Annotated in this window: 11 protein-coding genes, 1 tRNA gene and 1 pseudogene; all 13 read left to right on the top strand. The window is 55.5% G+C overall.

Annotation, left to right across the window (positions count from 1 at the left end; genetic code table 11):
- Positions 1-96: 96 nt before the first annotated feature.
- Positions 97-172: transfer RNA gene (locus FHK95_RS19455), tRNA-Trp, on the top strand.
- Between the two features lie 43 nt (positions 173-215).
- On the top strand, positions 216-584 hold the full coding sequence (gene secE, locus FHK95_RS19460; RefSeq protein ID WP_150306298.1) for a preprotein translocase subunit SecE: 369 nt from the start codon (positions 216-218) through the stop codon (positions 582-584).
- A 9-nt stretch (positions 585-593) separates the two neighbouring features.
- Positions 594-1,127 carry a transcription termination/antitermination protein NusG gene (gene nusG, locus FHK95_RS19465; RefSeq protein ID WP_150306299.1) on the top strand — a complete coding sequence of 178 codons (534 nt, stop codon included), beginning with the start codon at positions 594-596 and terminating at the stop codon, positions 1,125-1,127.
- 114 nt (positions 1,128-1,241) lie between these two features.
- Positions 1,242-1,673: a 50S ribosomal protein L11 gene (gene rplK, locus FHK95_RS19470; protein ID WP_150306300.1), complete on the top strand. Its 432-nt coding sequence runs from the start codon at positions 1,242-1,244 to the stop codon at positions 1,671-1,673.
- Entirely contained in the window at positions 1,674-2,369 is a 696-nt protein-coding gene (gene rplA, locus FHK95_RS19475; RefSeq protein ID WP_150306301.1) for a 50S ribosomal protein L1, read from the top strand.
- Between the two features lie 204 nt (positions 2,370-2,573).
- Positions 2,574-3,080, top strand: a complete 507-nt coding sequence (rplJ, locus tag FHK95_RS19480) for a 50S ribosomal protein L10 (protein WP_150306302.1) — start codon at positions 2,574-2,576, stop codon at positions 3,078-3,080.
- Between the two features lie 77 nt (positions 3,081-3,157).
- Positions 3,158-3,526 (top strand): 50S ribosomal protein L7/L12, encoded by a 369-nt coding sequence (rplL, locus tag FHK95_RS19485; protein WP_150306303.1) that lies wholly within the window; start codon positions 3,158-3,160, stop codon positions 3,524-3,526.
- A 212-nt stretch (positions 3,527-3,738) separates the two neighbouring features.
- Entirely contained in the window at positions 3,739-7,809 is a 4,071-nt protein-coding gene (gene rpoB, locus FHK95_RS19490) for a DNA-directed RNA polymerase subunit beta (RefSeq protein ID WP_150306304.1), read from the top strand.
- A gap of 65 nt (positions 7,810-7,874) precedes the next feature.
- On the top strand, positions 7,875-12,074 hold the full coding sequence (gene rpoC, locus FHK95_RS19495) for a DNA-directed RNA polymerase subunit beta' (RefSeq protein ID WP_150306305.1): 4,200 nt from the start codon (positions 7,875-7,877) through the stop codon (positions 12,072-12,074).
- Positions 12,075-12,218: 144 nt separating this feature from the next.
- Positions 12,219-12,590, top strand: a complete 372-nt coding sequence (rpsL, locus tag FHK95_RS19500; RefSeq protein ID WP_150306306.1) for a 30S ribosomal protein S12 — start codon at positions 12,219-12,221, stop codon at positions 12,588-12,590.
- A gap of 99 nt (positions 12,591-12,689) precedes the next feature.
- Positions 12,690-13,163, top strand: a complete 474-nt coding sequence (gene rpsG / locus FHK95_RS19505; protein WP_150306307.1) for a 30S ribosomal protein S7 — start codon at positions 12,690-12,692, stop codon at positions 13,161-13,163.
- Positions 13,164-13,181: 18 nt separating this feature from the next.
- Positions 13,182-15,284 carry an elongation factor G gene (gene fusA, locus FHK95_RS19510; protein WP_150306308.1) on the top strand — a complete coding sequence of 701 codons (2,103 nt, stop codon included), beginning with the start codon at positions 13,182-13,184 and terminating at the stop codon, positions 15,282-15,284.
- Between the two features lie 34 nt (positions 15,285-15,318).
- Positions 15,319-15,398 (top strand): annotated as a pseudogene (locus FHK95_RS20155) (GTP-binding protein); the annotation flags it as partial.

Raw genomic sequence — 15,398 nt, forward strand, 5'->3', positions numbered from 1 at the left:
ACCGTTGGTGCCGGTGTGGTTGCTAAGATTATTGCTTAATTAGCAATTGATCTTGAACTGTTGAGTCGGTACTATTGCCGGCTCGACTGCGATTACAGGCCAGTAGCTCAATTGGCAGAGCGGCGGTCTCCAAAACCGCAGGTTGGGGGTTCGATTCCCTCCTGGCCTGCCAGATTTCATCTGGCTTTGGCTAACAAGACAGGATTTGATGATTCATGAGCACCAAAGCAGAGCTTCACGATGATCGCTTAGATGTAGTCAAGTGGATCGTTGTGGCCATAGTGGTCCTCGCTGGGGTTTATGGTAATCATTATTTTGCCGCAGAACCTGTCTTGTATCGTGCTGTAGCGTTGGTAGTGCTGGGGTTGGTTGCTGGGTTTGTTGCCTTGCAAACGGCCAGAGGCAAGTCCTTCTGGGCGCTGGTAAAAGAAGCGCGCATCGAAATTCGCAAAGTCGTATGGCCAACCCGTCCCGAAACTACGCAGACAACGCTGATTGTTGTGGCGGTTGTGTTGGTGATGGCGCTGATCCTGTGGGGTCTAGATACCCTTCTGGGTTGGATCATTTCTCAGTTTATTGGTTAAAGGTGATCCGTGTCTAAGCGTTGGTACGTCGTGCATGCCTATTCGGGATATGAAAAGCATGTCATGCGCTCATTGCATGAGCGTGTGAAGCTGGCTGGAATGGAAGACCAATTCGGCGAGATTCTGGTACCCACTGAAGAAGTGGTTGAGATGCGCAATGGCCAGAAACGTAAGAGTGAGCGTAAATTCTTCCCTGGCTACGTGCTCGTTCAAATGGAAATGAACGAAGGCACCTGGCACCTGGTTAAGGATACCTCTCGCGTATTAGGCTTCATCGGCGGAACCGCTGATAAGCCCGCTGCGATTACTGATCGTGAAGCTGAGGCAATCCTGCGCCGTGTATCCGAAGGTACTGACAAGCCGAAGCCCAAGACATTGTTTGAGCCGGGTGAGGTTGTGCGAGTGACCGACGGTCCCTTCGCCGATTTCAACGGTGTTGTTGAAGAAGTTAATTATGAGAAGAGCCGGGTTCAGGTGGCTGTCCTCATTTTTGGTCGCCCCACGCCGGTGGAGCTGGAATTCAGTCAGGTCGAAAAGGGCTGAATTCTCACGTCCCCTGAACCCTGCAACGCTTTTGGCGTTGCGGGGTTTTGTTGTCAGTGGGGAATATAGTTAATTGGGGAGCCGTTAGGCGCTATCACCCTTTGGAGAAGAAACATGGCGAAGAAGATTCAAGCTTACATCAAGCTGCAAGTCAAAGCCGGTCAAGCTAACCCAAGTCCACCGGTAGGTCCGGCGTTGGGTCAGCACGGTGTGAATATCATGGAGTTCTGCAAGGCGTTCAACGCCAAGACCCAAGGCCAAGAGGCCGGTCTGCCGACTCCAGTGATCATTACCGTATATAGCGACCGCAGCTTTACGTTCGAGACCAAAAGTACTCCGGCAGCTGTACTGCTGCTGAAGGCGGCAGGCGTGAAAAGCGGTTCTGCACGTCCTAACACTCAGAAGGTTGGCACCGTCACGCGCGCCCAGCTGGAAGAGATTGCCAATACCAAGCAAGCCGACCTGACTGCTGCTGACCTCGATGCCGCTGTTCGCACCATCGCAGGTTCTGCCCGTAGCATGGGCCTTACCGTGGAGGGTGTGTAAATGGCTAAGTTGACTAAGCGTCAGAAGGCTATTGCCGAGAAGGTTGAGTCCAACAAGGTTTATAACTTTGAAGACGCCGCCACCCTGCTGGCTGATGTTTCCAGCGTCAAGTTCGTTGAGTCGTTCGACGTATCGGTCAACCTGGGTGTTGATCCGCGTAAATCCGACCAGGTAGTCCGTGGCGCGACACTGCTTCCCCATGGTACTGGCAAGACCGTTCGCGTTGCTGTGTTCACCCAGGGCGCTAACGCCGAAGCCGCGCTGGCCGCTGGTGCAGACAAGGTCGGCATGGATGATCTGGCAGCCGACATGAAAGCCGGTAACCTGGATTTCGACGTCGTTATCGCATCACCAGATGCTATGCGTGTTGTTGGTCAGCTGGGCCAGCTGCTTGGTCCGCGTGGTCTGATGCCAAACCCGAAAGTGGGTACGGTCGCCGCTGATGTCGGCACGGCTGTCAAGAACGCCAAGGCTGGTCAGGTTCGTTATCGTACTGATAAGAACGGCATCATTCATTGCTCCATCGGCAAGGTCGGTTTCGATGCGATCAAGCTGAAGGAAAACGTTGAAGCGTTGCTGGCTGACCTGAAGAAGGCCAAGCCGTCCACCTCCAAGGGTGTATATCTGAAGCGTGTCTCCCTGAGCACCACCATGGGTCCGGGCGTACAGATCGACCACGCATCTCTGGAAATCTGATTTAACGGCACGTCGCATTGCGGCGTGTCACCTATTGGGGTCCCTGCGTAGTGGGGGCTATCCAAGACCGTAGGCGGTGCGAGCCTTAAACCGAAGTTTTTTCGGGCCTACGCAGATGGTGCTCCCGATTCAGTGCAGGCTGGATCAGACACCAAAACAGGCTGCTCGCAAGAGTGGCAAATGGTAAATCCAGGAGTGAAACCCGTGGCAATTAAGCTCGAAGACAAGAAGGCCATCGTCGCTGAAGTCAACGAAGCTGCCCAAGTTGCGCTGTCTGCCGTTGTGGCTGATGCCCGCGGCGTAAGCGTTGCTGCCATGACTGGTCTGCGCAAAGAAGCTCGCGCATCCGGAGTTTACGTACGTGTTGTACGTAATTCGCTGGTGCGTCGTGCCGTCGCAGGTACTCAGTACGAGTGCCTGAACGACGTCTTTGTCGGTCCGACTTTGATCGCATTCTCCAACGAACATCCGGGCGCTGCTGCTCGCATGTTCAAGGAGTTCGCAAAGAGTCAGGACAAGTTCCAGATCAAGGCCGCAGCGTTTGAAGGCAACTTCCTTGCAGCTGAACAAATCGACATTCTGGCCACACTGCCAACCTACGACGAGGCTATCAGCCGCTTGATGAGCGTTATTCAAGGCGCTACCAGCAAGTTCGTTCGTACTCTGGCAGCTGTTCGCGATCAGAAAGAAGGCGAAGCCGAAGCCGCTTGATGCGTGCTCGGGCTTGCCAGTCGATTTATACGTTTTGATGGCCTGAAAGCCATCCCCCAATACAGGAAATTAGAGTCATGGCTCTTACTAACGAAGATATCATCAGCGCAGTATCCGAAATGTCCGTCATGCAGGTTGTCGAACTGATCTCCGCTATGGAAGAGAAGTTCGGTGTTTCTGCAGCATCAGCTGCCGCCGCTGGCCCAGCTGCCGGTCCGGCTGCTGTTGAAGAGCAGACCGAGTTCAACGTAATGCTGCTCGAAGCCGGTGAGAAGAAAGTCAACGTCATCAAGGCCGTTCGTGAACTGACAGGTCTTGGCCTGAAAGAAGCGAAGGCACTGGTTGATAACGCTCCTGGCGCGATCAAGGAAGGCGTATCCAAGGACGAAGCTGAGGCTGCTCAGAAGACTCTGGAAGATGCCGGCGCCAAGGTTGAGCTCAAGTAAGCTTGCGCGACCTTGCGTCGACAGTCTGATTTACTGAATCAGATTGATGGCTGGTGGCCCGTGTGCCACCGGCCTTTTTCCGTTCTGACCGGCTTCGATGCCGCAGGCGGAGCCACTCCAGGCGAGTGAGCAAGACTTAGGGCTTGCACGCATTTTCAGGCTATCCCGTCAGGGCTAGCCAATCAAGCAGGTGACCACGCTGGGGAACGCTGATGGCTTACTCATATACTGAGAAAAAACGTATCCGCAAGGACTTTGGCAAGCTGCCGCATGTCATGGATGTCCCTTACCTACTGGCGATTCAGCTGGATTCCTATCGGGAATTCCTGCAATCCGGTACGGCGAAAGAGAATGTCCGTGACATCGGTCTGCACGCGGCCTTCAAATCTGTCTTCCCCATTATCAGCTATTCCGGTAATGCGGCGCTCGAATATGTCGGTTACCGGTTGGGTGACCCGGCTTTCGATGTCAAGGAGTGCGTACTTCGTGGGGTGACCTATGCGGTCCCGCTGCGCGTGAAAGTACGTCTGATCATCTTTGATCGTGAATCGTCAAACAAGGCGATCAAGGACATCAAGGAACAAGAAGTCTACATGGGGGAAATCCCTGTGATGACTGAGAACGGCACCTTTGTAATCAACGGTACCGAGCGTGTCATCGTTTCCCAGCTACATCGTAGCCCGGGTGTGTTCTTCGACCACGATCGTGGCAAGACGCACAGTTCCGGCAAGCTGCTGTACTCTGCCCGCGTGATTCCTTACCGCGGCTCGTGGCTGGACTTCGAATTTGACCCCAAGGACGCGGTATTTGTACGTATCGACCGCCGTCGTAAGCTGCCCGCGACTGTCCTGCTGCGTGCGTTGGGTTATCAGACTGACGAATTGCTGGATATTTTTTACGAGACCAACGTCTTCGATGTTGAGGGTGAAGAACTGCGCCTGGAGCTGGTTCCACAGCGCCTGCGCGGCGAAATCGCGACCTTCGATATCCAGGATGAGAAAGGCAAGGTAATAGTCGAGAAAGGGCGTCGCGTTACTGCACGTCATATCAATCAGCTGGAGAAGGCGGGCATTACCAGTCTCTCCGTACCGTTCGATTATATTATCGGCCGAACCATCGCCAAGACCATCGTGCATCCGTCGACCGGAGAAATCCTGGTCGAGTGCAACACAGAAGTGACGCCGGAGGTCATCAGCAATCTGGCTAAAGGACAGGTAGCGCGCATTGAGACGTTGTACACCAACGATATCGATTGTGGGCCCTTCATCTCTGACACGCTGCGTATCGATAACACGACCAGTCAGCTCGAAGCGCTGGTAGAGATCTATCGGATGATGCGTCCCGGCGAGCCGCCAACAAAAGACGCCGCTGAGACGTTGTTCGGTAATCTGTTCTTCAGCAGCGATCGTTATGATCTGTCTGCAGTTGGTCGTATGAAGTTCAACCGCCGTATTGGCCGGGACGAGATTGAAGGTCCGGGCGTACTGAGCAAAGAAGACATCATCGAAGTTCTCAAGACATTGGTGGGGATCCGTAACGGCAAAGGCGTGGTCGATGATATCGATCACCTGGGTAACCGTCGTATCCGTTCCGTCGGCGAGATGGCAGAAAACCAGTTCCGTGTGGGTCTGGTTCGTGTCGAGCGTGCGGTCAAAGAGCGTCTGTCCATGGCAGAAAGTGAAGGCCTGATGCCTCAGGACCTGATCAACGCCAAGCCAGTCGCTGCAGCGGTCAAGGAATTCTTCGGTTCCAGCCAGCTGTCCCAGTTCATGGACCAGAACAATCCGCTGTCGGAGATTACCCACAAGCGTCGTGTATCGGCTCTTGGGCCGGGTGGTCTGACCCGTGAGCGTGCAGGCTTCGAAGTACGTGACGTACACCCGACGCACTACGGGCGTGTATGTCCGATCGAAACCCCAGAAGGCCCGAACATCGGTCTGATCAACTCGCTGGCGACCTATGCGCGTACCAACCAGTACGGTTTCCTGGAAAGCCCATTCCGTCGTGTGCGTGATGCCAAAGTAACTGACGAGATCGTTTTCCTCTCGGCTATCGAAGAAGGCGATCACGTTATTGCCCAGGCCAGCGCCAAGGTCGAAGACGGTCAACTGACCGACGATCTGGTAGCGGTTCGGCACATGAACGAGTTCACCGTCAAGACACCTAACGAGGTGACCCTGATGGACGTGTCGCCGCGTCAGGTTGTATCGGTGGCTGCGTCGCTGATCCCGTTCCTGGAGCACGACGATGCCAACCGTGCCTTGATGGGCTCGAACATGCAGCGTCAGGCGGTACCGACGCTACGCGCCGAAAAACCCCTCGTGGGCACCGGCATGGAGCGCAACGTTGCACGCGACTCCGGCGTATGTGTAACCGCACGTCGCGGCGGTGTAATTGACTCTGTCGATGCCAGCCGTATTGTCGTCCGGGTTTCCGAAGACGAGATCGAGGCGGGCGAAGCCGGTGTTGATATCTATGCACTGACCAAGTACACCCGTTCCAACCAGAACACCTGTATCAACCAGCGTCCTCTGGTGAAGAAAGGCGATCTGGTCGCAAGCAAGGACATTCTCGCCGACGGCTCCTCTGTTGATATGGGTGAGTTGGCGCTGGGTCAGAACATGCGCGTAGCGTTCATGCCCTGGAACGGATACAACTTCGAGGATTCCATTCTGGTTTCCGAGCGGGTGGTCCAGGAGGATCGCTTTACCACTATCCACATTCAGGAACTGACCTGCGTATCACGTGATACCAAGCTTGGGCCGGAAGAAATCACCTCCGACATCCCGAACGTCGGTGAGGCTGCGCTAGGCAAGCTGGACGAAGCCGGCATCGTGTATGTCGGCGCGGAAGTCGGTCCTGGCGATATCCTGGTCGGTAAGGTCACGCCAAAAGGTGAGACCCAGCTGACGCCTGAAGAGAAGCTTTTGCGAGCCATTTTCGGTGAGAAGGCGTCCGATGTTAAGGACACCTCTCTGCGCGTCCCGACTGGTACCAAGGGTACGGTCATCGATGTTCAGGTGTTCATACGTGATGGCGTTGAGCGCGACACGCGGGCGCTGGCTATCGAGAAAGAACAGCTCGATGAGATCCGCAAGGATCTGCAGGAAGAGTTCCGCATCGTCGAAATCGCAACTTTTGAGCGTCTGCGTTCTGCGCTGAATGGTCAATCTGTTGAAGGCGGCTCTGGCCTCAAGAAGGGCACGACGCTTAACGATGAGATCCTCGACGGTATCGAACGCGGCCAGTGGTTCAAGTTGCGCATGACCGAGGACAGCCTGAACGAGCAGTTGGAGCGGGCTCAGGCCTATCTGACTGACCGTCGCAAGTTGCTCGACGACAAGTTCGAAGACAAGAAGCGCAAGCTGCAGCAGGGCGATGACCTGGCACCGGGCGTACTCAAGATCGTCAAGGTCTATCTGGCAATCAAGCGTCGCATCCAGCCGGGTGACAAGATGGCTGGTCGTCACGGTAACAAGGGTGTTATCTCCGTGATCATGCCGATCGAGGACATGCCCCACGACGCAAACGGCACGCCAGTCGATATCGTACTGAACCCGCTGGGCGTACCGTCGCGGATGAACGTTGGGCAGATCCTGGAAACCCACCTAGGCTTGGCAGCCAAGGGTCTGGGCGACAAGATCAACCTGATGCTTGAAGAGCAGCGCAAGGTCGCTGATCTGCGCAAGTTCCTCGACGAGATCTACAACCAGGTTGGCGGACGTAACGAAGACCTCGATTCATTGACCGACCAAGAGATTCTGGATCTGGCCAATAACCTTCGCCAGGGTGTGCCAATGGCTACCGCCGTGTTTGACGGTGCCAAAGAGCACGAAGTGAAGACGATGTTACGACTGGCTGATCTGCCAGATTCGGGTCAGATGAAGCTGTACGACGGACGGACGGGTAATACTTTTGATCGTCCGGTCACTGTTGGCTATATGTACATGCTTAAGCTGAACCACCTGGTCGACGACAAGATGCACGCGCGTTCTACCGGGTCTTACAGTCTGGTAACACAGCAACCGTTGGGTGGTAAGGCCCAGTTCGGTGGTCAGCGTTTCGGTGAGATGGAAGTGTGGGCGCTGGAAGCCTATGGCGCCGCCTACACCTTGCAGGAAATGCTGACTGTTAAGTCTGACGACGTGAACGGCCGTACCAAGATGTACAAAAACATCGTGGACGGTGACCACCGCATGGAGCCGGGTATGCCCGAGTCCTTCAACGTATTGGTCAAAGAAATTCGTTCACTCGGCATCGACATGGAACTGGATACCGAGTAACCCGGTTGCCCACGTCTCGGGCGGAGAAGTCCTCCGCCCTTGAGACACTGCGAGGAGTATAGGCCTTGAAAGACTTACTGAACCTGCTCAAGTCCCAGGGACAGATTGAAGAGTTCGATTCGATCCGGATCGGCTTGGCATCACCGGAGATGATCCGGTCCTGGTCGTACGGCGAAGTGAAAAAGCCGGAAACCATCAACTACCGTACGTTCAAGCCTGAGCGTGACGGCCTTTTCTGCGCCAAGATCTTTGGCCCAGTCAAGGACTACGAGTGCCTGTGCGGTAAGTACAAGCGGCTCAAGCATCGTGGTGTGATTTGCGAAAAGTGTGGCGTTGAAGTCGCATTAGCTAAAGTGCGTCGCGAGCGCATGGGGCACATCGAGCTGGCATCGCCGGTTGCGCATATCTGGTTCCTTAAATCGCTTCCGTCCCGGATCGGTTTACTGCTGGATATGACCCTGCGTGATATCGAGCGCGTGCTCTATTTCGAGAGCTACGTGGTGATCGAGCCGGGCATGACCACCCTTGAAAAAGGGCAGTTGCTGAACGACGAGCAGTACTTTGAAGCGCTCGAAGAATTTGGCGATGACTTCGATGCCCGCATGGGTGCAGAAGCGGTCTACCAGCTGTTGACCGCGATGGATCTGCCGCACGAGATTGCTCGTCTACGCGAGGAAATCCCGCAGACCACCTCCGAGACCAAGATCAAGAAGCTGTCCAAGCGGCTGAAGCTGATGGAAGCGTTCGACGGTTCGGGTAACAAGCCCGAGTGGATGGTGTTGACCGTTCTGCCAGTACTGCCACCGGATCTGCGTCCGCTGGTGCCTCTGGATGGCGGCCGATTCGCGACCTCCGATCTGAACGACCTGTATCGCCGCGTAATCAACCGTAACAACCGCCTCAAGCGTCTGCTCGACTTGTCTGCGCCGGATATCATCGTGCGCAACGAAAAACGCATGTTGCAGGAATCTGTTGATGCGCTACTGGATAACGGCCGTCGCGGTCGAGCTATCACGGGCACCAACAAGCGTCCGCTGAAGTCACTGGCCGACATGATCAAGGGTAAGCAGGGTCGTTTCCGTCAGAACCTGCTCGGTAAGCGCGTGGATTACTCCGGTCGCTCTGTGATCGTGGTAGGTCCGACTCTGCGTCTGCATCAGTGCGGTCTACCGAAGAAAATGGCCCTCGAGCTGTTCAAGCCGTTCATCTTCGGCAAGCTGGAACACCGTGGTCTGGCGACAACCATCAAGGCTGCAAAGAAGATGGTTGAGCGCGAGCTCCCTGAAGTCTGGGATATTCTCGCTGAAGTGATTCGCGAACACCCAGTGCTGCTGAACCGTGCGCCGACGCTGCACCGTCTGGGTATCCAGGCATTCGAGCCGGTTTTGATCGAAGGCAAGGCTATCCAGCTGCACCCGCTGGTCTGTGCTGCTTACAACGCCGACTTCGACGGTGACCAGATGGCTGTGCACGTACCGCTGACCCTTGAGGCTCAGCTGGAAGCGCGCGCACTGATGATGTCGACCAACAACATTCTGTCTCCGGCCAGTGGCGAACCGATCATCGTGCCGTCACAGGACGTGGTACTGGGCTTGTACTACATGACCCGCTCGCGCATCAACGCGAAGGGCGAAAACATGCGCTTTGCTGACGTCAACGAAGTTGAGATGGCGTATCGCAGCGGTCAGGTTGAACTACACGCCATGGTCAAGGTGCGTATAACCGAGACTATCAAGCACAAGGATGAATCCTGGACGACCGAGACGCGCATTGTGGACACCACGGTGGGTCGTGCGCTGCTGTTCCAGATTCTGCCCAAAGGCCTTCCGTTCGAACTGTGTGATCAGCCGTTGAAGAAGAAGGCCATATCCAAACTGATCAACCAGTGCTACCGGATTGTTGGTCTGAAGGAAACGGTCATTTTTGCTGACCAGTTGATGTACACCGGTTTCGCTTATTCGACAATTTCCGGTACCTCTATCGGTGTGAATGACTTTGTCATTCCAGACGAGAAGGCGCGGATCATCGACGAGGCAACCGACGAAGTTAAAGAAATCGAAGATCAGTATGCTTCCGGTCTGGTAACCCAGGGCGAGAAGTACAACAAGGTCATCGACTTGTGGTCCAAGGCCAACGATGAAATTTCCAAGGCCATGATGGATAACCTCAAGACGTCGAAGGTTATTGATCGCCACGGTGATGAAGTCGAGCAGGAATCGTTCAACTCGATGTACATGATGGCTGACTCCGGTGCCCGGGGTTCCCCGGCGCAGATCCGTCAGCTGGCCGGTATGCGTGGTCTGATGGCGAAGCCAGATGGCTCGATCATCGAGACGCCGATCACCGCGAACTTCCGTGAGGGCTTGAACGTACTCCAGTACTTCATCTCTACTCACGGTGCCCGTAAGGGTCTGGCGGATACCGCACTGAAGACAGCTAACTCCGGTTATCTGACGCGTCGTCTGGTTGACGTTGCCCAGGATCTGGTCATTACCGAGACTGATTGCGGTACCGATCAGGGGCTGTATATGGCGCCGCACATCGAAGGTGGTGACATTGTTGAGCCGCTGGGTGAGCGCGTCCTGGGTCGTACCATTGCCCGCGACGTGGTGCGTCCGGGCAGCGAAGAAACCATCGTGCCTGCGGGTACCTTGATCGATGAGCAGTGGGTCGAGTTCCTCGAGCAGAACAGCGTCGATGAAGTTATCGTGCGCTCACCGATCGCCTGTGAAACACGTTATGGCGTATGCCGCACCTGTTACGGTCGCGATCTGGCGCGTGGCCATCTGATCAATATTGGTGAAGCGGTAGGTGTTATCGCAGCCCAGTCGATCGGTGAGCCGGGCACCCAGCTGACCATGCGTACCTTCCACATCGGTGGCGCCGCGAGCCGGACCTCCGCTGCGGACAGCGTCCAGGTGAAGAATGGCGGTACGATTCGTCTGCACAACCTGAAGCACGTAGAGCGTGCTGACGGCGTGCTGGTGGCTGTGTCTCGTTCGGGTGAGCTGGCGGTGGCGGATGAGTACGGCCGCGAGCGCGAGCGCTACAAGCTGCCCTACGGTGCCTTCATCAGCATCAAGGAAGGCGACAAGGTTGAGGCCGGCCGTATCGTTGCCAAGTGGGATCCGCACACTCACCCCATCGTCACGGAGATCGACGGTACCGTTGCCTTCTTCGGCATGGATGAGAACATCACGATCAAGCGCCAGACAGATGAACTGACCGGTCTGACCAATATTGAAATAATGGATCCAAAAGATCGTCCAGCTTCCGGCAAGGACATCCGTCCGACCATCAAGTTGGTTGACGAGAACGGCAAGGAGCTGATGCTGCCTGGCACCGACGTACCGGCGCAGTACTTCCTGCCGCCGAATGCGCTGGTCAACCTGACCGACGGTGTCAAAGTGAACGTGGGCGACGTTGTTGCACGTATCCCGCAGGAAACCTCCAAGACCCGTGACATCACCGGTGGTCTGCCGCGCGTTGCCGACCTGTTCGAGGCTCGTCGTCCGAAGGAGCCCTCGATCCTGGCCGAAATCAGCGGCACGATTTCGTTCGGCAAGGAAACCAAGGGCAAGCGTCGTCTGGTGATTACACCTACCGACGGCTCTGATCCATATGAGGAGCTGATTCCGAAGTGGCGCCACCTGAACGTGTTCGAAGGTGAGCAGGTTACCAAGGGCGAAGTCATTTCCGATGGTCCGAGCAACCCGCACGATATCCTGCGTCTGCTGGGTGTTAGTGCGCTGGCCAAGTACATCGTCAACGAAATCCAGGACGTGTACCGCCTGCAGGGTGTAAAGATCAACGATAAGCACATCGAAGTGACCATTCGTCAGATGCTGCGCAAAGTTGAGATCACTGAATCCGGCGATTCCAACTTTATCAAAGGCGACTCGGTCGAGCTGACCCAGGTGCTGGAAGCGAACGAAGGGTTGGCTGCCCAGGACAAGTTCCCGGCCAAGTATTCTCGTCTTCTGCTGGGTATTACCAAGGCCTCGCTGTCGACCGAATCGTTTATTTCGGCGGCTTCGTTCCAGGAGACAACCCGCGTATTGACCGAGGCTGCCGTCACTGGCAAGCGCGATCATCTGCGCGGTCTGAAGGAAAACGTAGTGGTCGGTCGTCTCATTCCGGCGGGTACCGGTCTGGCTTATCACGCTGAGCGCAAGCGTCAGAAGCTGGCTGGCAAACCGACCACGGTCAGTGCGAGTGATGTTGAGCAGGCACTTTCTGATGCGTTGAACTCGAGCGGCAACTGACAAGCGTCCCGGTGCCTCGTGTGCCGGGACCTTGACGATCAGGGGTGCGCTCTATAGAATTCCGTACCCCTAAAATTGGCGGGGCACCTTGCCCTGCCATTTTTTATTAAATATGTCCCAGAGACATCAGTGGAGTTTTGCTAGATGGCAACAATCAACCAGCTGGTTCGCAAGCCGCGCAAGCGCGTTGCTGAAAAAAGCGACGTGCCAGCGCTGCAGAACTGTCCGCAGCGTCGTGGAGTATGTACTCGCGTATATACCACCACCCCGAAGAAGCCGAACTCGGCTCTGCGTAAGGTCTGCCGTGTCCGTTTGACCAACGGTTTCGAAGTTTCTTCGTACATCGGTGGTGAAGGTCACAACCTTCAGGAACACAGTGTCGTACTGATTCGCGGCGGTCGCGTAAAAGACTTGCCGGGTGTGCGTTACCACACCGTTCGCGGTTCGCTGGACACCTCGGGTGTCAAGGATCGTCGTCAGGGCCGTTCCAAGTACGGCACCAAGCGTCCCAAGTAATTTTTGATTTCATTTATCCTGAGTCGATAAGAGTAAGGTCGGGTGTAACGCTAACGTTATGATCCCGGGCTAACCTGAAGACCGTTTTGAGGGCTTATCATGCCAAGACGTCGTGTAGCGGCAAAACGTGAGATCCTGCCAGAACCTAAGTACGGCAGCCAGATTCTCGCGAAATTCATGAACCACGTAATGGAAAGCGGCAAGAAAGCTGTCGCTGAGCGCATCGTGTATGGCGCACTGGACAAGGTCAAGGAACGCACCAAGACCGATGATCCAGTCGACCTGTTCGAGCGGGCACTTGATGCCATCGCTCCTTTGGTTGAAGTTAAATCCCGTCGCGTAGGTGGTGCTACCTACCAGGTTCCGGTTGAGGTGCGTCCCTCCCGTCGTAACGCTTTGGCGATGCGCTGGTTGGTCGATGCTGCTCGGAAGCGTGGCGAAAAATCCATGGCCCTGCGCCTGGCCGGTGAGCTGGTCGATGCCTCTGAAGGCAAAGGTTCTGCGGTCAAGAAGCGTGAAGACGTGCACCGTATGGCTGAAGCCAACAAGGCCTTCTCTCACTACCGCTTCTAAACGACTCAGGAGAATATCGTGGCTCGTACAACACCGCTTAATCTCTATCGCAACATCGGTATCTGCGCGCACGTCGATGCGGGTAAGACCACCACTACGGAACGGATTCTGTTTTACACCGGCGTGAACCACAAAATGGGTGAGGTTCATGATGGTGCGGCGACCATGGACTGGATGGCGCAGGAACAGGAGCGCGGAATCACCATTACTTCCGCAGCTGTAACCGCCTTCTGGCAGGGTTCCGAAAAGCAATACCAGAAACACCGCGTAAACGTCATCGACACCCCTGGTCACGTAGACTTCACCATCGAGGTTGAGCGTTCCTTGCGTGTTCTTGACGGTGCAGTCGTTGTGTTCTGCGGCACGTCCGGCGTGGAGCCCCAGTCCGAAACCGTATGGCGTCAAGCGAACAAGTACGGCGTTCCGCGTATCGTTTACGTGAACAAGATGGACCGTCAGGGTGCCAATTTCCTGCGTGTCGTTGAGCAGATCAAGAAACGTCTGGGTCACACGCCTGTGGCGATTCAGCTTGCTATCGGTTCGGAAGAAAACTTCGCTGGCCAGATCGATCTGCTTCGTATGAAGGCGATCTACTGGAACGAAGACGACATGGGCTTGACCAAGCGCGAGGAAGACGTTCCCGCCGAGATGCTTGAAGACGCTAAGAAGTATCGTGAGCAGATGGTTGAAGCTGCCGCTGAAGCCAACGAAGAGCTGATGAACAAGTACTTGGAAGGCGGTGAGCTGACTGAGGATGAGATCAAAGCTGGACTGCGTCAGCGTACTCTGGCGGGCGAAATCGTTCCGGCTGTCTGCGGTTCCTCCTTCAAGAACAAAGGTGTGCCTCTGGTTCTCGACGCTGTGATCGATTATTTGCCGGCACCTGATGAGGTTGTCGCCATTCGTGGCGTGCATCCTGATGATGACGAGAAGACCGACGTTCGCCATTCTGATGACGCGGAGCCTTTCGCTGCGCTAGCGTTCAAGATTGCAACCGATCCCTTCGTTGGTACATTGACCTTCATACGGGTGTACTCGGGTGTCCTCAGTTCGGGCGACTCCGTGTTGAACTCGGTCAAGGGCAAGAAAGAGCGCGTCGGGCGTATGGTTCAGATGCAGGCCAACAACCGGGAAGAGATCAAGGAAGTGCGGGCGGGCGATATCGCTGCATTGATCGGCATGAAGGACGTCACTACGGGTGACACCTTGTGCAACCAAGAGAAGCCGATTGTTCTTGAGCGCATGGACTTTCCCGAGCCAGTGATTCATGTGGCTGTCGAGCCGAAGACCAAGGCTGACCAGGAAAAAATGGGTATTGCTCTGGGCAAGCTTGCCCAGGAAGATCCTTCGTTCCGTGTTCGCACCGACGAAGAATCCGGTCAGACCATCATCGGTGGTATGGGTGAGCTGCACCTGGACATTCTGGTTGATCGTATGCGCCGAGAGTTCAATGTGGATGCCAATATCGGTAAGCCGCAGGTTGCTTACCGTGAAGCGATTCGCAACAAGTGCGAGATCGAAGGCAAATTCGTGCGCCAGTCGGGTGGTCGTGGTCAGTATGGTCACGTATGGATCCGCTTCGAACCGTCCGACGAGGCAGGCGATAAGCTGATTTTCGTCAACGAAACAGTGGGTGGCTCTGTTCCGCGCGAATATATCCCTGCGGTGAACAAGGGCATCGAAGAGCAGATGAAAAACGGTATCCTTGCCGGCTATCCGTTGCTCAACCTGAAAGCGACCCTGTTTGATGGCTCCTATCATGACGTCGACTCGAACGAGATGGCGTTCAAGGTCGCAGCATCCATGGCGACCAAGCAATTGGCCCAGAAGGGTGGTGCGGTTCTGCTCGAGCCGATCATGAAAGTGGAAGTTGTCACCCCGGAAGATTACATGGGTGACGTAATGGGCGACCTGAACCGTCGTCGCGGTCTCGTACAGGGTATGGAAGATTCCCCTTCCGGTAAGGTTATCCGCGCTGAGGTTCCGCTTGGTGAGATGTTCGGCTACGCCACGGATGTTCGTTCCATGTCCCAGGGACGTGCGAGCTACTCCATGGAGTTTTCGAAGTACGCCGAGGCCCCAAATAACATCGCCGAAGCAATCATCAAGAAGCAAGGCTAACTTGCACCTAAGCTAATTACAGAGGTTATGAACCGTGGCTAAAGAGAAATTTGAACGTAAGAAACCGCACCTGAACGTGGGCACCATCGGTCACGTTGACCATGGCAAAACCAC

Origin of the sequence: Pseudomonas saliphila (assembly GCF_008638345.1) — a bacterium.
GTDB classification, from domain to species: domain Bacteria; phylum Pseudomonadota; class Gammaproteobacteria; order Pseudomonadales; family Pseudomonadaceae; genus Halopseudomonas; species Halopseudomonas saliphila.

Excerpts from the sequence above, each read along its gene's own strand:
- rpsG (WP_150306307.1), top strand. The coding sequence starts at position 12,690 with ATGCCAAGACGTCGTGTAGCGGCAAAACGTGAGATCCTGCCAGAACCT.
- rplL (WP_150306303.1), top strand. The coding sequence starts at position 3,158 with ATGGCTCTTACTAACGAAGATATCATCAGCGCAGTATCCGAAATGTCC.
- rplK (WP_150306300.1), top strand. The coding sequence starts at position 1,242 with ATGGCGAAGAAGATTCAAGCTTACATCAAGCTGCAAGTCAAAGCCGGT.
- rpoB (WP_150306304.1), top strand. The coding sequence starts at position 3,739 with ATGGCTTACTCATATACTGAGAAAAAACGTATCCGCAAGGACTTTGGC.
- secE (WP_150306298.1), top strand. The coding sequence starts at position 216 with ATGAGCACCAAAGCAGAGCTTCACGATGATCGCTTAGATGTAGTCAAG.
- rplA (WP_150306301.1), top strand. The coding sequence starts at position 1,674 with ATGGCTAAGTTGACTAAGCGTCAGAAGGCTATTGCCGAGAAGGTTGAG.
- rpsL (WP_150306306.1), top strand. The coding sequence starts at position 12,219 with ATGGCAACAATCAACCAGCTGGTTCGCAAGCCGCGCAAGCGCGTTGCT.